This window comes from Corynebacterium sp. MSK071 (genome assembly GCF_030232125.1).
Taxonomy (GTDB): Bacteria; Actinomycetota; Actinomycetes; order Mycobacteriales; family Mycobacteriaceae; genus Corynebacterium; species Corynebacterium kefirresidentii.
In genome coordinates this window covers 222,342-243,089 of record NZ_JASPJA010000002.1, presented here as the reverse complement: position 1 = coordinate 243,089, position 20,748 = coordinate 222,342, and the positions used below count along the sequence as shown (strand labels likewise).

15 protein-coding genes are annotated in these 20,748 nt (G+C 58.7%); 4 read left to right on the top strand and 11 right to left on the bottom strand.

The genetic code is table 11. The features are described 5' to 3' along the window. Positions 1–34: 34 nt before the first annotated feature. Positions 35–3,025 (bottom strand): UPF0182 family protein, encoded by a 2,991-nt coding sequence (locus QP990_RS02525; protein ID WP_084278979.1) that lies wholly within the window; start codon positions 3,023–3,025, stop codon positions 35–37. A 90-nt stretch (positions 3,026–3,115) separates the two neighbouring features. On the opposite strand from QP990_RS02525, the gene QP990_RS02520 reads away from it, so the two are divergent. Continuing rightward, positions 3,116–3,652 (top strand): PPA1309 family protein, encoded by a 537-nt coding sequence (locus tag QP990_RS02520; RefSeq protein WP_023020808.1) that lies wholly within the window; start codon positions 3,116–3,118, stop codon positions 3,650–3,652. 46 nt (positions 3,653–3,698) lie between these two features. Continuing rightward, positions 3,699–4,361 (top strand): hypothetical protein, encoded by a 663-nt coding sequence (locus QP990_RS02515; RefSeq protein WP_023020807.1) that lies wholly within the window; start codon positions 3,699–3,701, stop codon positions 4,359–4,361. A gap of 5 nt (positions 4,362–4,366) precedes the next feature. Here QP990_RS02515 and QP990_RS02510 read toward each other — a convergent pair whose 3' ends face one another. Continuing rightward, a complete protein-coding gene (locus tag QP990_RS02510) occupies positions 4,367–5,431 on the bottom strand; it encodes a PDZ domain-containing protein (RefSeq protein WP_023020806.1) in 1,065 nt (354 codons plus the stop codon). A 93-nt stretch (positions 5,432–5,524) separates the two neighbouring features. Here QP990_RS02510 and QP990_RS02505 point away from each other — a divergent pair, with 93 nt between their 5' ends. Beyond that, entirely contained in the window at positions 5,525–6,937 is a 1,413-nt protein-coding gene (locus QP990_RS02505; protein WP_023020805.1) for a zinc-dependent metalloprotease, read from the top strand. Here QP990_RS02505 and QP990_RS02500 read toward each other — a convergent pair. After that, positions 6,934–7,455, bottom strand: coding sequence for a M48 family metallopeptidase (locus tag QP990_RS02500; protein WP_023020804.1), 522 nt, complete (start codon positions 7,453–7,455; stop codon positions 6,934–6,936). The two genes, QP990_RS02505 and QP990_RS02500, sit on opposite strands and share 4 nt — an antisense overlap. A gap of 61 nt (positions 7,456–7,516) precedes the next feature. On the opposite strand from QP990_RS02500, the gene QP990_RS02495 reads away from it, so the two are divergent. Next, positions 7,517–8,410, top strand: coding sequence for a hypothetical protein (locus QP990_RS02495; RefSeq protein WP_023029506.1), 894 nt, complete (start codon positions 7,517–7,519; stop codon positions 8,408–8,410). Here QP990_RS02495 and QP990_RS02490 read toward each other — a convergent pair. From QP990_RS02490 to QP990_RS02455, 8 genes are all read right to left on the bottom strand, one after another. After that, a complete protein-coding gene (locus QP990_RS02490; RefSeq protein WP_023020802.1) occupies positions 8,381–10,438 on the bottom strand; it encodes an ATP-dependent helicase in 2,058 nt (685 codons plus the stop codon). The genes QP990_RS02495 and QP990_RS02490 overlap by 30 nt on opposite strands. After that, a complete protein-coding gene (locus QP990_RS02485; protein ID WP_023020801.1) occupies positions 10,431–11,162 on the bottom strand; it encodes an NAD(+) diphosphatase in 732 nt (243 codons plus the stop codon). The genes QP990_RS02490 and QP990_RS02485 overlap by 8 nt, the downstream gene beginning before the upstream one ends. Further along, the gene (locus tag QP990_RS02480) at positions 11,163–12,257 is read right to left on the bottom strand and encodes a TrkA family potassium uptake protein (RefSeq protein WP_034655803.1); all 1,095 of its coding nucleotides are present in this window, start codon (positions 12,255–12,257) and stop codon (positions 11,163–11,165) included. Between the two features lie 93 nt (positions 12,258–12,350). Then, positions 12,351–15,530 carry an ATP-dependent helicase gene (locus QP990_RS02475; RefSeq protein WP_023020799.1) on the bottom strand — a complete coding sequence of 1,060 codons (3,180 nt, stop codon included), beginning with the start codon at positions 15,528–15,530 and terminating at the stop codon, positions 12,351–12,353. Continuing rightward, on the bottom strand, positions 15,523–18,630 hold the full coding sequence (locus tag QP990_RS02470) for an ATP-dependent DNA helicase (protein WP_198010454.1): 3,108 nt from the start codon (positions 18,628–18,630) through the stop codon (positions 15,523–15,525). The genes QP990_RS02475 and QP990_RS02470 overlap by 8 nt, the downstream gene beginning before the upstream one ends. Before the next feature lie 32 nt (positions 18,631–18,662). Next, complete coding sequence (locus QP990_RS02465; RefSeq protein WP_023020797.1) at positions 18,663–19,448, bottom strand: hypothetical protein; 786 nt, start codon at positions 19,446–19,448, stop codon at positions 18,663–18,665. Between the two features lie 9 nt (positions 19,449–19,457). Next, positions 19,458–20,396, bottom strand: a complete 939-nt coding sequence (locus QP990_RS02460; RefSeq protein WP_023020796.1) for a DUF3152 domain-containing protein — start codon at positions 20,394–20,396, stop codon at positions 19,458–19,460. A gap of 61 nt (positions 20,397–20,457) precedes the next feature. Further along, positions 20,458–20,682 carry a DUF3107 domain-containing protein gene (locus tag QP990_RS02455; protein ID WP_023020795.1) on the bottom strand — a complete coding sequence of 75 codons (225 nt, stop codon included), beginning with the start codon at positions 20,680–20,682 and terminating at the stop codon, positions 20,458–20,460. Between the last annotated feature and the right edge of the window lie 66 nt (positions 20,683–20,748).

The window sequence follows — 20,748 nt, the reverse complement described above, 5'->3', positions numbered from 1 at the left end:
GTGCCTTAATCGCTGCTTTTAAAGAGTGAAAGAACTACTTTTCCGTCTTCTGATAAGACTCAACTGCCTTATCGAGTTCATCCAGGGCGCGGCCGTATTCCTCGAAGGAACCATCGCGAGCATCCTCTAGGCCCTTCAAAGCCTTGTTGATGTCATCGATGGCGCCTGCCTGGTCGGAAGAGGAAGGAGCGGAGGCTGGGGCCGACTGCTTATCTTCCTTGGCATCCTTCTTATTCTTGTCGTCCTTGGTGTCGGTCTTTTCGCCAGAATCGCCGTCGACTTCCTCAATATTCTGAGCAGCCTTGGCATCGATTCCAACTTGTTCAAGGGCATCACCGATAGTGGGGGCGTAGCCTACGCGGCCCTTATAGGACACGAGTACGCGCAGCAGCTTCGGGAAGGCAGAGGCCTGGTCCTTGCGCTGCGAGTAAATCGGCTCAAGGTACAGGATTTCGCCATCACCTACTGGCAGGGCCAGCAGGTTACCGTTGTGCAAGTCGTTAGTGCCTTCCCACAGGGTGCGGTCTCGGGCGACCTGGTCAGAAGACATCATCGCATCCTGCGCCTGCTTCGGGCCCTGAGTCTGCGTATTGGTCGGCAGCACCCGCACGGTGATATCGCCATAAGTTTCCGGATCGGAGGAGACAGCCATGTGTGCGGACAGGAACTCGCGGTTCAAGCCGCGATAAGAGGTCGTCAGCTGGAAGCTGGGCTTGCCGGTCTCTGGATCTGCGGCCATCACGTAGTAAGGCGGCTGGTTGAGCTGGCGAGATTCCTCCGCAGTGGGGTCATTCGGCACGGACCAGAAGGCATCGTTGTTGAAGAATACATTCGGGTCATCCACGTGGTAGCGCGCCAGCAGGTCACGCTGCACCTTGAACATATCTTCCGGATAGCGGAAGTGCTGGCGTAGCTCGTCAGAGATTTCTGCCTCTGGCTTGACGACGTCCGGGAAGACTCCCTCCCAAGCCTTGAGCACTGGGTCATTCTTATCGAACTCGTAGAGATCCACGCTGCCGTCATAGGCATCGACGGTGGCCTTTACCGAGTTACGGATATAGCCCACTTTGTCATTGACAAGGCGTTGGGTCGTGCCATCAGGATTGAGGGTGTCCTGGGTGGCGTCGGAAAGCGAAGCGCGCTGGGAATAAGGCAAGGACTCCAAAGTGGTATAGCCATCGACGATCCACTTCAGGCGGCCATCCACTACGGCCGGGTAGGTAGCAGAATCGGTGGTCAGCCACGGAGCAACCTTTTCCACGCGCTCGCGCGGGTCGCGGTCGTAGAGGAGCTTTGACTCGCTGCCGACGCGGTCAGAAAGCAAGAAGTTCAGCTCGCGGTACTTGGCGGCGTACATAGTGCGGTCGAAGATATTGCCAATGCCGACGCCACCCTTGCCGTCATAGGTATAGGTGGAGCTATCGGTGTCATATTCCACCGGGTTATCGCCAGTCTTGCCGGTAATGGCGTAATCCATGCCATCGGCAGCGCCAGCAATAACCGGGCCATAGTAGATGCGCGGCTGGTCTACCTTGATGCCCAGAGACTTCTCGGCGTCTTGGGTTTCGCCTTCGCCCTCCGACTCACCGGCCTGGGTCTGCAGATCAGAAACGGTAAAGATGGGGAAGCCTCCGCGGGCAGAGCCCGCATCGCGGGCTACCTCATCGACCTTATTGGCCTGCGCTGCCACAAAGCCATTGCCGTGGGTGTAGACGGTATGACGGTTAATCCAGTCGGACTGATTCTCCCGCAACTCATTTGGATCCAGCTCGCGCGCAGCAACGACGAAGTCACGCTTCTTACCATCGATCTCATAGCGGTCCATCGATAGCGTCTCTGGGAAGCCGTAGAAATTCTTCAGCTGCTGCATCTGGGTGAAGGTAGGAGAAAGAATCTCCGGATCCAGCAGGCGGAGGTTATTGATGGTGGCGTTATCAGAAGCCACCTTGTCATCAGAGACCTCGTCCCCACCCCAGTTGTCTTCATAGGTGACGTGGTCATCGGTAAGCCCATAGGCATAGCGCGTGGCCTCAATATTGCGGGCGATGGATTCTTCTTCCTTTGCCTGACGGTTTGGCTGCACGGAAAAACGTTCCATCAGCAGCGGCCATGCCTGGCCGATAACCAGCGAGGACAGCAACATCAACACCACGGCCAGACCCGGGATGCGCAGGTCCTTAATGACGATGGCCATAAACAACGCCACCGCCACAAAGACGCCAATGATCATCAAGATGATTTTCGCCGGCAGGTAGGCATGAATATCGGTATAGGAACCACCGGTAAAGAGATCGTGCTGGGCATATAGGAGCTCGTAGCGCTCCAACCAGTAGCCGATGACCTGAACAACCATCCACAGGCCGGCAGTAGTCGCCAGCTGCAGGCGAGCCGAGTGGGAAATGGAGCCGCGAACTCCTGCGGCCTTATTGCCAATGCGGATGCCACCCAGCACATAGTGACCGAAAAGCGCGATGAGGAACGCCAAAATCAACAGGATAGATAGGGTGCTGACCACCATCTTCAAAACCGGCAACGTGAAGGCATAGAAGCCTAGGTCGTGGTGGAACTGGGCGTCCTGTTGGCCGAATTCCTGGCCGTTTAAAAATAGCAGGACCGTGCGCCAATTAGCCTGGCCGATGAAACCGGCAATGATGCCCACGATGGCGGGGATGACCTTGAAGAAGACGCCCATAGACTTTTCAATGGACTTGCGGTACTGATACACCGGCGAGTTCAAGTCCCCAAGGTCGAGCGAATCCGGACGCCCGCGCCAGGCAAAGAAGCCCGCGGCCCACACCACGGCAGCGGCGATGAAGCCGAAGATGATAAAGAGCACTATCCGCGCAATAATCGCGGTGGTGAAGACGTTCCGGTATTCAATCGCACCAAACCACCTCCAATCCGTGTACAGGCCCACAAACATGGGGCCGATGAACAAAAGGAGGGCAATGATGGCCGCAATGATTGTCGCGACCCGCGGGGGCCGCTTCAACGGGGCGGCTGGTGTGGATGACCCTAAGGACAACGCCAGCTCCAATCAAATAGTGCGAATTTAAAACCTGTAGACTTCTTCCAGCTTAAGGAAGCAATACACAGATAACGAATAAGGATGTTTATGAGTTCCCCCGAATTATCACAGCCAGCTTTAAACCGCGCGATGACCGAAGCCGTGGAATTCGTCCATGCAGAGGGCTGGGACGCCCGCCCCACTATCTTCGCGCTCGTTCCTACCCACTTGGTAGCAGACCAGCTTGCCGCCCTCGATGAGGAAGATGCGGCGCCGCTTACCCTTATCGTGCAGGATAATGTGCCTGAAAACATTGAGCCCGGTTCTGAGCAGTTGGCCGACTATGTCTCCCGCTTGGCTTGGCCGCGGGAGGTGGCCGGCGTCATCCTGGCCCAAGAGATTAGGTTCCGCGATACCTCCAGCGAGGACCCCTCCCCTCGCCCGGCGCGCCTGTTTTCCGGTGCGCTGCGTGAGGAAGGGATTGAAACCACATTGCTGCAGCTGCGCCCCACCGAAGAGGAGTTGGAAGCAGCCGGGCCATTCGCGGAGGATGACATCCAGCTGCGCGGCGGCCCCCAGGTAGCACCCGGGATTATCGCGGCCCTGCGCTATGGGCTGAGCCAGGACCCGGATGAACTAGATTAGACTGGAAAGACAATTCTCGCTTGCGACTAAGGAGCAGTTTCCTACCGTGCGACGCTTTACTCTCACTCGCCTGACCGCTACCCGCGCTACCGCAGCAGCACTCCTGCTGGGGGTAGGCGTGAGCGCTGCCGGCTGTTCCTCGGATGATGCCGCGCCTGCCGACGTCCCCGTAGATACCACCACTGCCAGCGCCGAGTCCGCTCCCACTGCGGCGGATGCCACTGAGGAAACCAGCACCGCATCCAGCTCCAAGTCCGCCGCTGAATCCAGCGTCGAGTCGAGTGCGGCGGCGAGCTCGGAGGCGGCGTCGGAAAGCACAGAGCCTGGGAGCGAAAAAATGGAAAAGTCTGTGTCCAAGGCCTATGACATCTTCGCGCCCGTGGCACCGCAAGAGCTTTTCGCGTACTTCGATCGCTGCGATTCCACGGGCGGGGATGACTCGTATAACTGCTCTGGGCCGAAGGTAGGCCAGTTCCAGTTCTTCCGCTCACACTCCAAGGCAAAGCAGACCACGCAGGTGCTTACTGAGCTGCGCAGCTCGCAGGTCATTGAGGATAGCGGCGACCGCGTTGTGGGCTGGTCCACGCTGGGCACCACGGCGGTTATTACCGTGGTGGACAATAAAGAAGGCATGGTCATGCAGCAGATGATCTCCTCAGACCAGGAAGATCCGGAAGAGAAGATCAAGGAACTGGGCCTAGCTAAGTAGGCCGCTTATTGGCAGGTTTTAATTTCCTTGCCGTCCGCGAAGTCTTTCATCGTGGATACCGCTTCATCCAGGTTGGACACTTCCGCGATGGGCATGTCCCCGTGGTCGCTCGCCGCGGCTTCGGAGCAATTATCTTGTGGCGCCAGGAAGAGTTCCGCGCCGGCTGCGTGGGCGGCGGCGATTTTATGTTGGATGCCGCCGATGGGGCCCACCTTGCCATCTTCTTGAATGGTGCCGGTACCGGCCACAAATTTGCCGCCCGTGAGGTCTTCTTCGCTGAGCTTATCGATGACCGCCAGGGTAAACATCATGCCAGCGGATGGACCACCGATATCCTGCAGGTTGTATGTGACCTCTATATCGTCTTTAGGGACCGAGAGCATGGCGATGCCCAGCATCGCCTGCCCCTTCTGGTGGGGGTTTTCCCCTAGCTCTATTTCTTCTTCGTGCTTTTTGCCGCCACGCTCCACGGTCATCGTGACCTTATCGCCGGGGCTCTTTTCCTTGATGATGTCTTGAACCTCACCCGGCTCCGAGACTTCCTTGCCCGCCACGGCGGTAATGACATCATCTTTTTTCAGTTTGCCCTGCGCAGCACCCTTATCCAGCACCTCTGCGATGGAGATCTTTACCGGCAAATGCAGGTAGTCCATGGCTGCCAGAGTCGCTGCGGACTCGGACTGAGTAAAGGCCTGCTTATTGGACTCTTCTACTTCTTTATCGCTCATGTTCTGTGGGATGACGGTATCGATGGGCACGATGGTGTCATCGGTCATCATCCAGCGTCCCAGCGCCTGGGCCAAGGTCATATTGGTACGCACGGAGACCGTAGTCATGTTGAGGTGACCATCCGTGTCATAGGTTTTCGGGGCTTGAACGTCAACGACCTGGGTGCCGTCTACCTCCCCCAATGTGTCTACCGTGGGGCCTGGGCCTTCGGCAGCATAGGGGACGGTCAAAGACACATCGGTGCCGGGAATATGGTCAAGCGATACCAACGCACCGGTTAAGACGACGGGGATAGCACCCCAGGCGATGGTGCGGACGCGACGGCTAGCAGGAGAATTCACGAATCACTACCCTACAACCTTTGCCGTCGTGTTCGCTGTCAGCGTAGCAGGGATCATGGAAACTAGCCGGATGGTGTCGGTAGATTAGGACGCATGAGCAACGGATTCGGTTTTTCTTTCCCCAATAATGATGACGACGATAATGACGGACGTCGTGACCAGAACCCGTTCGGCGCATTCGGCGGCGCTAATGGTGGCGGCCTCGGTGACATGCTGAACCAGTTCGGTCAGATGCTGTCCGGCATGGGCTCTTCTATGAACTCGCCGGAAAATTCCGGCCCTGTTAACTACGACATGGCCAAGCGCATCGCCCTGCAGCAAATCTCCCAGTCAAAGGGTGTGAGCGCGGACGATACCAAGGCAGTGGAGGAATCCGTCCGCCTAGCGGAGCTGTGGCTCGATGACGCCACCTACCTGCCCACCGCCTCCGGCACGGCCAAGGCGTGGGATTCCAAGCAGTGGTTGGAAGAAACCATGCCGGCCTGGCAGCGCATGGTCACTCCGGTGGCGGAGCATATGAATGATGCCCAGATGGAATCGATGCCGGAAGAAGCCCGCGAGATGATGGGCCCGATGACCAAGATGATGAGTCAGATGTCTGGCATGAACTTTGGCATGCAGCTCGGTCACGCCTTGGGTGATTTGGCTGCGCAGGCGTTGACCGGCTCTGATTTCGGTCTTCCCATCGCCCCGGCCAATACCGTGGCACTATTGCCACAGACCATTCAGAAGGTCGCCCGGGAGCTCAATATTCCTGGCCAAGAGGTGCTGGTCTATATTGCAGCGCGCGAGGCCGCGCGGCAGCGCCTGTTCAAGCACGTGCCGTGGTTGGTAGAGCGCATCGTCTCCTCTGTGGAGGAATATGCCATCGGTCTGGTCATTGACACCTCCCACTTGGAGGAAGTCACCCGCGAGCTCAACCTAGAGTCCGGCGATCCCCAGGCAATCCAGGATGCGATGAGCAAGCTGCAAGGCATGGACCTTTCCCCACGCATCACGTCCAAGAACACTGCGGCAGCCTCTCGCCTAGAAACCCTACTAGCATTGGTGGAAGGCTGGGCCGAGCACGTCGTCACAGAGGCACTGGGCGAGCGCATCCCATCCACCTCGAAGCTAACCCAGGCATGGGCGCACCGCCGTAGCACTGGTGGTTCTGCCGAAAACGCCTTCAGCAAGGTCGTTGGTATCGAGCTCAACGCCCCCAAGGTTTCTGAGGCCGCTGAGTTGTGGCGCCGCGCTACCGTTGCCGTGGGTGCGGAAAAGCGCGATAAGGCGTGGGACCACCCGGACTTCCTGCCAACTGCAGAGCACCTAGATAACCCTGCCGCCTTTATCGACTCCCTATTGGATGACGGCCCTGATGAGGGCTTTGAGGAAGAGTTTGCCAAGCTGGAGGAAATGCTCAAAAACGGTGAGGATTCCTCTGCTACTCAGGGCGATGAGACCGGGGAAGCCGATGGTCAAGACGAGCAGAAAGAAAAGGGCAACGAGGACGACGAAAACTAGCAGCCCCAGCGCTGGTAGGCCTCAAGATAGCCCTTCGCCCGCTCAGCGTGGGGCGCCCTGTCCGCCCACTGCCAAAAATCCCGCCCGTGGCGCGGGATGAAGGTGTGGGTGAGCTCGTGAATGATTACCGAATCCAGCACATAGTCCGGCACGTGTTGTAGCCGGTCGCTCAGCCGAATATTCGCGGTGGAGGTAGTACAGCTACCCCACCGCGTATTTTGATTGCTTACCCAACGAATAGAGCCGATGGTAGCGCGGCTGTCTAAGAAAGCCGCGTTAAGCCGCCGAGCACGCTCTTCTAATTGCGCGTCCGAGCGGCGGCTACTGCCCTGTTTCTTTTCTACCCGCGCCAACATATCCGCCACTGCCTCGCGTTCATCGCGAGCGGACATCCAGGCGGGGATGCGTACCTCGAGTACCCCGGAGACCATGCGAGCCTGCACGGTTTTCTTCCGCTTGGCGGAACGAATGACTTTGACCTCTGGGGTTTGTGGTGCGGGGGGCTGCGTGCTCGACATGACAGGTGATTGTACCTGTGGTGCAATGGAATCCACATGCATCGGGGAAAGGGGTATAGGCGTGGGGGCTTGTGTCACCCAGGTAGTTTTGGCGCCGGGCAGCGCAGTGTTTTGCCGCGAGGAAACGGTGGTTCAATTTGGCATGGATGCCACCCGCGTTGGTGTGGCAGAAACGGGCAATGCGCTTTCCGTCGCGGCGGCCTTCAATACCGCTCGCGAGCCAGTGAGGCCAGAAGATTTGTCTCATCGGTTACGTGCCGCAGGGCTGGAGGAAGCGGCAGCGCTTAGCCTTATCGAGGACGCACTAGACTATGGCATCCTTTGGCCTTATAAAGAGGCCGTAGAGAAATCGGACACTCTTGTCTTAATGGGAGAATCCGCACTGGCGCAAGGCTTACGCGCACGCCTGGAGGCAGATGGATTCCAAGTTCGCATCCCGTTAGAGGACGACAATATCTTTTCCTATATCCACGACCTCGACGGCATGTATCCGGTCCTGGCCGTAGACCAGCTGCACTGCCCGCTGGATTGCGCCAATGCACTGGCGGGGACGGACACCACGTGGCTTCCGGTGTCTTTATTGGACAATCGTGGCATCATTGGGCCGGTACGCGTGCAGGGCCGAGGCCCATGCCCACTGTGTGCGCACCTGTCCCGCGTGGATACGGACCCGCGCTGGAATATCATCAGCACCCAATTACCCCGCGTGCGCCGCACCCCAGAAGCCGTGGTGCTCGATGCGGTCTCGGCACATACGCAGGTGATCATTCGGCGGCTTATGGGGCGGCCGCTGCCGCCGGGAGCGCCGACCGCGAAGCCGCGCCCTGGACAGCAGTGGGAAGTCGATGTCTACGGTCACCACCAGCAGCGCACCATCATTGCGCATCCGCGATGCCCAGTATGTTTTGGCGGAAAACCAACTTGGCTAGCTGCGCACCGAACGAATGACCTCTAGTACTTGGGCGCCATAGCGCTCCAGCTTGCTGGGGCCTACACCAGAGATGGACAGCATTTCTGCCTCATCGGCAGGAAGCTCCTCCGACATGGACTGCAGGGTGGCATCGGAAAAAATAACATAGGCCGGCACCTTTTCCTCGCGCGCAACCTGGGAACGCCACGAGCGCAAGGCAGAAAAGACCTCTTCATCTCCGCCTCCCTCGCAGTCTTCGTGGCGGCCGATAACCTTTTCGGCCGGTGTTCCCAGCAGACCTGAACATACGCGGCAGCGTTTCGGGCGGCGCGAGCGAGTCCCCTTGCCAGAGGCGTCTTCGGCCGCCGGTACGATTCCATCGAGGAAGCGGGTACGCTCGCGCGAGGCTCGCGAACCAGTGGTCTTCGCCAACGCCCACGACAGTGCGAGGTGCGCGCGGGCGCGGGTAATGCCGACATAGAACAAACGACGTTCTTCCTCAATCTGCTCATCGCCCGCCTTGATAGCGTGGTTGATAGGCATGAGCTTTTCTGTCAGCCCCACGAGAAACACCGCATCCCATTCCAAGCCCTTGGCAGCGTGCACAGTAGCTAGCGTGACGCCTTCCATAGCTGGGGCCTGTTTATCGGTGGAGCGCCGGCGCAGTTCCCCCAACACCCCGTTGAGATCTATGCCAGGAGCCGATTCCACAATCTTCTCGATGAGCCCTACCAATGCGTTGAGGGATTGCCAGCGCTCGCGGGCCTGCGCGCCCTGCGGCTCGGTGGCGCTTAGCCCCAACTCGACAAAGGCGGCGCGAGCAATTGCCACCGGGTCCTCCGGCAAGTCCTCACGACGGGTCGCGGCGATGAGAACGCGAATGGCCTCTAGGATCTCCGGGCGGCGGAAGAAGCCCTCGCCGCCACGGACTTGGTAGACCACTCCGGCGTCAGCAAGCGCCTGCTCAAACTGCTCCGATTGAGCGTTAATGCGGTAGAGGATGGCAATCTCAGAGGCCGGCACGCCCTGATCCAGCAGTGTGAGAACCTGGCCGGCAACCTCCTGGGCCTCAGTCTCTTCAGACTCATAGGCCTTAAAGGTGGGCTCCGGACCAGGCTCGCGCATGCCCTGCAGCTCCAAGCGTGTGCCAGCTGCACGCCCTGTGGCCTTGCCAATGACCCGATTGGCCAAGTCCGTTACCTGCGGCGTCGAGCGGTAGTCACGCTGCAACTTGACCACGGTGCCATCCGGGTACGTGCGGGAGAAATTGAGCAGGTAGTCCGGGGAGGCGCCGTTGAAGGAATAGATGGTCTGATTTGCATCACCCACCACGGTGAGGTCATCGCGCTCGCCCAACCAGGCATTGAGCACCCGCTGCTGCAGCGGGGTTACGTCCTGATACTCGTCTACCACAAAGGTGCGATACTGCTCCCGGAAGGTTTCTGCAATTGCCGGCACATTTTCAATGGCACCCGCGATGTGCATGAGCAGGTCATCGAAATCCAGGTGCATCATGTCCGGTGTGGCCTTGGACTGTTCGTAGCGGCGAAAGGCCTCTGCCACCTTGGCGGGATCAGCCGGAGCGCTGCGGTCCGTAGTGGCGATCACAGACTCATAATCCTCGGCGCTCACCAGCGCGGACTTAGCCCACTCGATCTCCGCTAGGACGTCACGGATCATATCCTTGGAATTATCCAACCCCACCGAACGCACCGCGCGAGCGACCAGCGGGAATTTATTATCCAGCAACTGCCACGGAAGGTCCCCCGCTACCTGGGGCCAGAAATACTTCAGCTGGCGACGCGCCGCGGCGTGGAAGGTCTGCGCTTGTACGCCGGCCACACCCATGGTGCGCAGACGATCGCGCATCTCTCCGGCTGCCCGCGCCGTGAAGGTCACCGCGAGCACGCGTTGCGGGCTCACAAACCCTTGGTCTACCAGGTTGGCGATGCGATAGGTAATAGTGCGGGTCTTGCCCGTACCCGCGCCAGCCAAGATGCACACGGGCCCGCGCGGTGCCGTGGCCGCGCGCAGCTGATCTTCATCCAGCAGGGACAAATCCGGCTTAGTCACCGTGATACCACTCCATAATCATCGTGTGTGCAATTGAACCCGGACGAGGAAGCGAAAGCCCAGACAGCTCGGAGCGCTCCACCCACCGGATCTCTTCCAGTTCCCCATCAGTATGGCAGGTGGGGTGGACATCAGCCGTTTGTGCACAAAAGCCCAGCATAAGCGAGCCGCTCGGTGGCCACGCCTGCGAGCCCCAATAACGAATATGGTCCACCCTACGCCCGGTTTCTTCGAGCGCTTCGCGTGCAAAGGCTGCCTCCGCAGTCTCGCCGGGTTCAACGTAACCAGCGATCAAAGAGAATAAGCTATTGCGGCGGCGATTACGCGCCAGCAAAATCCGGTCTGTACCGCTGAGGCGAATGAGCCCAATGACGGCGGGATCCAAGCGCGGGAAGACCAGCCGTTTCTCGTCGTGCGGATCGCGCCCAACGATTCCCGGCGCCGGGTAGTCCAGCTGGCGTCCGGTCCGCGGATCAAAGCGCTGTTCGCGTCGGTTGCGGATAAGCGCGATGGCTTGCAGGATAACCGGCTGGTCTGCAAAGAAGGTTGCACTTTCTAAACGGCCTAACTTCCCGGCGCTATCCTCCGAGACCAAGCATGCCTGCAAGGTGCCTAGGTCCACCACGACCTGCTTGCCGACGCCCCCGGGAACCTCTTTCACCAGCACAGGCTCCCCCACCGCCGTAACCGGTACGAGGCCACTAGGAGTTACTGGGAGGAACATTTAGTCCTCGTCATCATCGTCCATGACCTCAATGGGCTGTTCCATCTCGTGCTTGATATACAGCAATCGGTCTCCCGGCTTCAACGCGGAGGCGTCCGCGGTATCCACTCGGTGCAGCTCATTATTGCGCAGGACAGCAAGCACGATATCTGCCAGGTGGCGTGGGTTAGAACCAACCTCAAACTCGCGCACGGCGCGCTCTGCCACGGAGAAGCCCTCATTAGGTGAAAGCAGGTCTTCCATCATCTCCACCACCGTCGGGGTCACGGTAGCTAGGCCCAGTAGTCGGCCGGCAGTCTCAGCGGAGGTGACCACGGAATCGGCACCAGATTGCAGCAGCAGGTGACGGTTCTCAGACTCGCGAACCGACGCCACAATCTTGGCCTTGGGTGCAAGCTCTCGCACGGAAAGGCAGCACAGCACCGCTGTATCGTCCGTAGATGGGGTTACAACAATAGAGCTTGCGTGCTCTACCCCAGCGATCTTCAATACGTCTTGCTTTGTGCCGGAGCCAAAAATGGTGACTAGGCCGTGGTGCTCTGCGTGAGCTAGGGAGGCACGGTTGGTATCAATGACCACGATCTGGGAGGACGGAACATCATCGGCCAGCAGCGCGGCCACCGCTCCGGCGCCCTTGGTGCCATACCCGATAACGACGGTGTGGTTACGCAATTGCTTTCTCCAGTTCTGGATTTGGAAAGTACGTCGGGCCTTATCCGTTAGCACGGACAAGGTCGCGCCAACCAATAAAACAAGGAAGATCAGGCGGGCAGGTGTAATAAGCGTTAAGTTAATGAACCTGGCCTGCGGGGACACAGGAACGATATCGCCGTAGCCCACTGTAGTTAGCGACACCGCAGCATAGTAGGCGGAATCCAAAAGCGACATGTCCTCGCTATATCCACCGCCGTCCAAATAGACCACGACTGTCACGAAGACAACAATGCCTAAAGCCCACAGCACACGCTTGCCCAACTGACGCCACGGGCTGGAATTTTCATCCCTCGGCACCGTAATGACGTCAATGAGCGCGTGGTCCGGCTGCGAGGACAGCTCAACCTGCGGCAAGAAGCGACTCTTAAAGTGCGACTTCATAGCTCGCGCACGATTTTTGCCCACTAGCCCCGCCTTTTCTGGTCTCGAATGATTGCTCAAGAGATTGCGTGCTTACGCAACCGCTCACATACCTTAGCCCTTTTGGTGCTCAACTGACGATTCAAGGAGTTTCTTTAGCTCTTCCCCACGTGGAAGGCGGGCTGGCTCAAAGGTATAACCATCGTGCACATAGTAGAAAGCAGCGCGAATCTTCTCTCCGCCATGGATACGCCGCCATGCCTCTGCATAAACCGCAAGCTGTATCTTGGCGGCGTCCATAGCCTCCCCTTGGGGTGGGCGGCCTGTCTTCCAGTCCACCACCATCCACGTGCCGTCGTCCAAGCGGAATACCGCGTCCATGCGCCCGCGCACCACGGCCTCACCGATGGTGATTTCAAAGGGCGCTTCTACGTATTCCGGTTGACGTTGTGCCCACTCCGAGCTCAAGAAAGCTTTTTTCAGCTTTTCCAAGTCATAGTCCGCCGCCTCATCAGTACCCGGCAGCTCTTCCTCGCTCAATAGTGCAGGGCTGCCAAAGCGGTCCTCCAACCACGCGTGGAAGGCGGTACCGCGCTTGGCATAAGCATTCGGCTTAAACGGCACTGGACGGCGTTGCCTGCGTGCGAACTGGAGTGGATCTGCCCGCAGCGCAACCATGTCAGAAGCAGTCAGCTCGCTGGGTAGCTCAACGTCTACCACCGGCTGTTGCAGAGCCCTGTATTCTTCAATAAGAGCGCCAGCTTCCTGCTCCCACAACTCAAAGGTTTCACCGTGGCTGAGGTCTGGAAGTTCTTCCATTGCCTCAAGCACCGCATCGGCACCGGCAACTGCCTCAGGGTTAGCCTTCAGCGCTGGGAACTGTGCGCTCTCACCAAAGTCCTCCTCGGACGGTTCATCTGGCACGGACCATTCCACCACGTACTGCGGGAATTGCTCTTTCAGGCGCTCTAGGTATTCATAGGGCGCCTTCTTGCTCTTCCCAGAAGCGTTATTGGTTCCCGAGCCAGTAACGGTCAGCGTGGATTCGGTACGGGTCAATGCAACATAAAAAAGGCGCGCAGATTCTTCCGCCTTTAGGGCACTATCTGCTTTCTTAAATTCTTCGCAGGCGTTTTGGAACTGCGAGCGCTTTTCGGCATCCTCTGGGACCTCAATATAGTCGTCCTCCCCCGGGACCTTGTCGATCCTGCTAAGGAAGGTCTCCGCTTGCGCGTTATAGCTAGAAGAATCAGCATGCACCACGCAGACATGCTCCCATTCCAAGCCCTTGGCCTTATGCGCAGTCATAATTTGCACACGGTCCGTGGCGGAAGGAACCTCACCCAGATCAAGGCCATCTTCCTTTTCGAGTGCAAGCGCAAAATAGTCCAAGAGTGCGTACAAAGAATCACCGTGGAAGCTAGCGACGATATCGGCAAATTTATCCAAGTGGGCCGTTCCCCCCGCGCTTCCGCGCGCCAAGACTTCGGTACGGATGTTAAACAATGCCTCAATATCAGCGAAGATGTCCACCAGCGGCTTGGATAGCGAATAGGTGCGCAAGTGCCGCAGTTTGGCAGATACCTCTTCCATGCGGGCAAGGCCCTGTGGGGTATAGCGGTCCCTCTCCCCCAAGTCAGCCAGGGCGTCGGCAAGGCCAACGCGCTGATCCGGTTCTTCTGCGGTGACATCTTCCAACTGCGCTCGCAGGTAATCTTCCGGGTCCATTCCTGGTTCCCAACGCAAGCGCTCCTCCCTTGCTCCGGCGAGGTTTCGTTGACGCGAAGCGAGGGCTTGAATATCGCTAATCCCCAAACCGCACATAGGGCCAGCCAGTACCCGCACTGCTGCAGACAGATCTTCTGGGCGTACGAGCATCGTGGCAATCGCCACGAGATCCTGGATTTCTGGCTGCCACAACAAACCACCGAGACCGATGATTTCATTAGGTACGCCCGCCTTGTCTAAAGCCGCAGCGATAGGTGCGGACTGCCTATTTTTACGCACCAAAACCGCTGCGCTGAAGGTGTCTCCCTCGCGTTTGTCCCACTGCTTTTTCAAATGCTCGGCGATAAATTCGCGCTCGCGATTTTCGCTTTCAAAGTAGGCCAGCTGGATTTCACCCTCGCCTTTATATGGGGCGGCAGAAAGTTCATCCACGGGACGCTCAACACCTTCAAATACCCTCTCCGCCACTGAGTTAGCCAAATCCAGCGCACCAGAAGGGTTGCGCCACGAGGTAGTCAATTGGTCCTTCGGAGCAGGTGTGCCCGACTCGACTGGAAAATCCTCCACGAAGGCGGTGAGGTTTTCAGAGGTCGCGCCGCGCCAGCCGTAGATGGCCTGCATTGGATCGCCTACAGCCGTAACCGACAATTCATCTTTCTCGCCGCCGAAAAGGCTTCGAAGTAGAACGCGCTGGGCATAGGAGGTGTCTTGGTACTCATCCAACATGACAACCTTGTAGCGCTGGGATTGTTGCCTGCCCACAACAGGATAATCACGCGCTACTCGGGCGGCGACAGACATTTGCTCGCCAAAGGTGATGACTTGTCGCTCGGATTGTTCCTTTTTCAGGGCCTCCAGCAGCGGTACGTACTGCACACGGCGTTCCTGTGTCTGGATATAGCCCAGCAGCTTTTGAGAGTATTCGGGGCCATTCTTCTTCGATTTGTCAAGGTTATCGATATCTGCGCGAAAATCGCGCGCATGCTCAGCGATATGGCTCGTGTCTTTGAGACCGTTATCAATATCCTGGCTGAGGCTCAGCAGGGTCTCGGTGATTGTGGCTAGGGTGCGATCGTCTTCTAGTTGGCCGGTGTAATTGCGCACCACATCGTAGGCTAAGGAATAGCGCTCGGCCTCAGTAATGATGCGCGCGGTGGGCTCAACCGGAACTAATAGGCCGTATTCACGAACGAGTTCTCCGGCGTAGGAGTCATAGGTGGATACCTTCGGCGCAATGTTTTCTAATGCTTCTGCCACATCGCTGCCTGGTGGGATGAGACCGGAATCGCGCAGTTGAATCAGCTGCCTGCGAATGCGTTGCTCCAGTTGTTGCGCGGCTTTGCGGGTAAAGGTCAGGCCAAGAACCTGTTCAGGTCGCACATAACCATTGGCCACCAAATACACCACGCGCGAGGCCATGGTTTCTGTCTTGCCAGCACCAGCGCCGGCAACCACGAGTTTGGGGCTAAATGGGCCTTCAATGACATGAGCTTGTTCGTCGGTAGGCGGGAAATCCTTGCCCAAGGCCGCAGCGATTTGCTGTGGGGAAAAGTTGCTCTTAGGCATCGGTGGTCATCCTTCCTTCTTCCTGCACGGGGCAGATGGAGCGAATTGGGCATTTATCGCAGTCTTTATTGGTACGCGCAGTAATGCGCGGACCACGCATTTCCTCCACCAGCGGGGGCAGAAGTGCGGCGAATTCTTCGAGTGCTTCCGGAGATTTATCGCTTTGCCAAATCTCGCCAATCTTCTTAGTGGTTGCGCCCGGGTAAACCAGCACCCCTCCCTGGCGCGGCATTCCTTCACCGTCGTGGACCTGATGGCCGTCGAATGCACCATGGGCAAGCGCGAGCTGATAGGTCATTAACTGCACATGGTCTTCGGCTTCTTTCTTGGCCGGTTGGGTTTTCCCGGTCTTGAGGTCCACGACCAAGTAGTTTCCTTCTTCATCGCGAAGGAGACGGTCCATATAGCCGCCGATGCGCACGCCTTCACCGACATGTACGCCCACAGGAATTTCCACGCCCACTAGTTCTTGATTGACCTCAGATTGGCGCGCCCATTCGCGGGCGCGGTCCAATAGCGCGGAAAACTCATCGAGTTTGAATCGCAATTGCCACTGCGGCACGTCCTGGATGCGCTCGAAAGCCTCCATCACCAAAAGCTTGGCCTTTTCCGCATCCATACCGCGGCCAATGGCTTCAAAGAAGGCGTGGGCCAACGTACCGCGGAGCAGGTGTTCCTCGGTACTTGGATCCTCAGCCACATTGCCCAGCACAGCCTTGAGCGGGCAGTTGAGCAACGCTTCTACGCGAGAGGGCGATAAACTGCCGCTAGTATGCAACGGCAGTTCAGCCGCAACGGAACGCGCCGACCACCACTGCTCCGGGTGGGCGCCGGGGATCTCGGCCGCCGCTAACCGCGCGAGCTGGCGGGCAGCTTGCTTGCGTTCAACCTCACCAGATTCCGGATTGCTAACTACCCGGCGCAGCTGCGCGACAAAGGCCGGCACGGACAACACCGCAACATCGAGTGGATCAATCTCCAGACCATCGCGCAAAGAAACGGGTGCGGGTTCGGGCACATCGAGGCCCAATTCGCGCGGGAGTTGGGCGCGGCGCAGCGCCCGCTTTGCTTGGCGACGCGCAGCTTGACCGGGAACATCGACACCACGTCCGGCGAATTCGTCGATGAACCGAGAAGGCTCGGAGACCGTATCGCCCTCTGGATTCTCCACGGCAGTAATGAGCAAGCGCTTTCGGTGGCGGGTGGTAGCGACGTGGAAGAGACGACGCTCCTCTGCCAAGCGGGAGGCGATGTGGCTGACGGGAGTATCGGGATCAATATCGTGGTCGAGGAGATCGATAAGATCTTCTTGCCCGAAGATGGAGCCAGTCTCTCCTAGCGAAGGCCAGCTGCCTTCCTGGGCGCCGGCCACGATGACGGTATCCCATTCGCGGCCCACTGCACCGTGCGCGGTCAGGATTTCTACGGCCTGCGGAATGGCGGTACGGCGGTCACGCACGCCGGTGGGAAGTTCTTGTTCAGTGATATGGGTCAAAAACGCGCTCAGTGAAGAATCCGGGCGGCGTTCTACGTAGTCTCCAGCAGCGTCAAAAAGCGCCATCATTGCATCTAGGTCGCGGTCGGCCTGCGAGCCCGTTGCACCACCGCGCAAGGCCGAGGCCTGTAGACGGTTGTCCAGGTCGGTAGCACTCCACACAGCCCACAGAATCTCCTCCACCGAAGCGCCGGAAGTGAGCGCTTCCCGGCCGGCACTGAGCACTGCACGAACGCGTTCGAGGATCGAATATTCCCGTTCAGTGAGCTGTCCGTTGAAGTCTGGGAGCTCGCCGTAGAGAAGGCCCCGGAGGCTATCGATGCCCCGAGTGGTGGAATCCCAGCGGCGCAAGCCACGGATCAGTCGGCGCAGGGTGACAGGATCGGCGCCACCCACAGGTCCGGTGAGTAGTTCTTCCAACTCAGAGTTAGATAGTTCCTCCTCCAAGGCGCGCAGTGCAAGCAGCACAGCGGAGACCAAACGCTGTTCGGCCAAGACAACGTCGGTGGGATTGATATGTACGGGCACACCGGCGGCTAGGAGGGTGCGGCGCATTTGGCCAATGTCACTAGTAGAGCGCACAATGACAGCGATGTCGCGCCAGGGCACGGCATCTTCCAAGTGGCGGCGGCGCACGGTATTAGCTACGACGTCGCGCAGCCGACCGTCCGAATCCACGATAGAGATGCACGCCGGTGTGGGCCTGCGGTAGGACTCGGTGAGCTCAATGTCATGCTCGGCTGGAAAGTCCTGCAAAAAGCGCGAGCTAGCACCACGAAAGGCAAAGACAGATTGGGCTGTATCTCCACCCACAACTACGAGGTTGGCCTGCGCAGCTAGCCCAAGAATGAGCTTTCCTGCGGTGGGGTCGAGCAGTTGAGCATCATCGACGACAATGGTGTGGAAGGGATGATCGCGCAGTAATTCAGGGCGTTGGAGAACCGCGGTAACCAACTCTGCAGCAGAGTATGAATGGGAACGGGAGAGGAGCTGCACGCGCTCATACTCGCGCAGAAATTCGCCCGCGGCGGACCACATAGGGCGGCCATATTCGTGGCCTAGGCGCTCCAGGTCTCCTGGGCCCAGACCTCGTTCAATGGAGCGCAAAAGGAAATCGCGCAACTGCCGCGCAAAGCCCACATATTCCAGCGCGGGGCGCATCTCTTCTGGCCAGGAACCGTGGCCGTCCTCTGCTTGACCGATAAGTAGCTCCCGAATGACGGCATCTTGTTCCGCACCGGTAATGAGCCGTAACTCCTCCTCGGCCGCCGTGCGCAGTAACGCAAAAGCCAAGGAGTGCACAGACCGCACCATTGAGGTCTGTGCGGCGTAATTCTCGAGGCGTTCAGAAAGTTCGCGGCGCAATCGGGCACCGGATTCCTTCGAGGGCGCAATAACGAGAATGCCGGAGGGATCCGCGCCAGTTTCCTGGGCTCTGTCCAGGGCATGAATGACGGTATCGATAAGGAAGCTCGACACGCCACTGCCTGCCGCACCGGTTACTTTCCAGGAACCGGATTCGGGCAGGTCAACCGGCCAGCTGCGGGCCGTGGCGGACGGGGTACGGGGAACGAGGCGCACTTGCGGGGACGGTGGGAGGACCACTCCCGCACGCGCGGTGGAATGGGGGTCGTAACTCACCGCTCCAGTATGGCAGATGCCCGCGACACCAGATATTGCTCCACCCGTTCAATGTGCGAACGCGCGTTTGAACGCGAAGCAGGATGCAGATCGTTGATATGACGACGATACGACACTGCACGCAAGAGCAGCTCCTGCATGCCCGGCACGTGGCTAAAGCGTTGGCAGATCTCATCATCAACCGCCTGAGCAATAAGCCCGTCGACGATGACTAGGGCGGCGCTCCAACCGGCTGGGCGCGGAAATTCGCTCGGCACAATGTCCACGATTCCCGGCGGGTTGGCGCCGTGATAGACCGTGGTGGTGAGAAGAGCGGTGTGGGCGGGGATAAGAGGGACGTCGGCAAGCAGAGCTGGGCGATAGGCCTCCCCCGTTTCTCCCCACGCGGCGCGCTCCGCGCGAGCAAAGACATCGTCACGCTGCCCGGTGGGAAGTGCCACCTCGGCCATAGCCGTATCAAGGCGCAGCGCCATCTGTGCGGTTTCATCAATGCGCCCCCGGACCTGCCCCGGAATAAACTGCGTGGCCTTCCAGCCAGCGGCCGTATGACGGCCATCGCTAGATAAAATTGGCCGGGAAACCCGGGCGCCTTGCACACTTAGGCGCTCGCGCGTCTTGGCGGACCATGCAGCAAAAGGACTGGCCTGCGAATAGACCACGTCCCCCACCTTGATGCCGTTATCCCACACCGGGCCTAATTGATCGCCCTGAGCGCGGCGAGTACCGGTAGCACCAGTTTCCGCGTGAAAGGCGCTTAAAACATGCTCTGGGGGAAGCGGCATCCTTAACTCCTATTCGGGTTGGTGGGGATCCTTATTATCCGGGTTGGGGAAAGGCCACGGGTTAGCTGCACAGGTCACGTCCTCATCAGGATAGACCTCGCTGGGCTTGCGATCGTGCAATGCCTTGTTATTGAGATCCAAGGTCTGCTGCATCATGATCGGAGCTAACTTGCCCTGCCCACCACACGGCTGGTGGGCCGCATAGCCAATGGCGTGGCCCAGCTCGTGGTTAATAACGTACTGGCGGTAGTTACCCATATCGCCTTCAAACGGCGTCGCACCGCGCACCCAGCGAGCCTCATTAATAACCGTGGTGGACTCGCCAGTAATGGTGGTATGGCAGGAGGTTTCCGTTTCAATTTTCTCCCCGCACCGCTCCGCGGCGGTACCCAAGGAGGTCAGCTGGATACGGGTATCTGGATCCGCATCAGAGGCCACGTGCTCGAACTCGAAGTCCTTGTGCGCGGTCCAGCCGCGCGGATCAGAAAGGGTGGCCTCCACCATGGCTGCAAAAGAATCATCGCCGCCATACGGTGCGGTATTGAGGCCATCTTCCACCTCGATGGAATAGCGCACCTTCTGCGCGCCACCCTTACCGGCTACGGCGCCGGGCTCGCCCACCTCATGGAAAGTGCCCTTTCCCTGCTTGGTAAACGCCCCACCGGGCGGCATCTCACTAATTTCCCGTTTGACCGCTTCCGCATCAGCCGGATCAGGCCCGATTTTCTCGGCACTCGTCGGGGCAGCTGTGGTAGTTTCTTCCGCCCCTTCTTCAGAGGAGGAAGCGGTGGCGATATCGACAATGAACCAGATGGTCAAGGCGATCATCAAAGGGATAGCCACCACGCGCCACCAGCCATATTGACGCGCAAACCGGACCACCGCATTAGGGTGGTCCGGCGAATGGCCCTGGCTCCGGTGAGCGTGGCGAGTCTCCCTGTCTTCCATGGGGCCTTAGGTTACCCGTTTATTTTTAAAAATCTGAATCAGCAGACCGGTGCGCTCGTCTTTAGGCGCCGGCGAATCCCACGGCGTGCTTCTTCGCAATGCCCACCTCAACGTAGACCACGCGGTCAGTGCGCACGAGGTACTTGCGGCCCTTGTCATCTTCCAGTTCCAAGGTGGAGTTATCCGCCAGGGCGCTATTGATCTTCTGCGTCAGGTCAGCCTGGTCACCTGCAGCGCTAATGACCAGCTCGCGAGCGGTGTCTGCGAAGCCAAACTTGATATCCATGAGGGTTCCTCCTCTAACTAGAGTTTTATTGTCAATGGCCCCACTATAACCATCCCGGCTACTATC

Coding starts and splice junctions, on each gene's coding strand:
- QP990_RS02475 (WP_023020799.1), bottom strand. CDS start 15,530: ATGCCTAAGAGCAACTTTTCCCCACAGCAAATCGCTGCGGCCTTGGGC.
- QP990_RS02465 (WP_023020797.1), bottom strand. CDS start 19,448: ATGCCGCTTCCCCCAGAGCATGTTTTAAGCGCCTTTCACGCGGAAACT.
- QP990_RS02455 (WP_023020795.1), bottom strand. CDS start 20,682: ATGGATATCAAGTTTGGCTTCGCAGACACCGCTCGCGAGCTGGTCATT.
- QP990_RS02520 (WP_023020808.1), top strand. CDS start 3,116: ATGAGTTCCCCCGAATTATCACAGCCAGCTTTAAACCGCGCGATGACC.
- QP990_RS02505 (WP_023020805.1), top strand. CDS start 5,525: ATGAGCAACGGATTCGGTTTTTCTTTCCCCAATAATGATGACGACGAT.
- QP990_RS02460 (WP_023020796.1), bottom strand. CDS start 20,396: ATGGAAGACAGGGAGACTCGCCACGCTCACCGGAGCCAGGGCCATTCG.
- QP990_RS02485 (WP_023020801.1), bottom strand. CDS start 11,162: ATGTTCCTCCCAGTAACTCCTAGTGGCCTCGTACCGGTTACGGCGGTG.
- QP990_RS02480 (WP_034655803.1), bottom strand. CDS start 12,257: ATGAAGTCGCACTTTAAGAGTCGCTTCTTGCCGCAGGTTGAGCTGTCC.
- QP990_RS02500 (WP_023020804.1), bottom strand. CDS start 7,455: ATGTCGAGCACGCAGCCCCCCGCACCACAAACCCCAGAGGTCAAAGTC.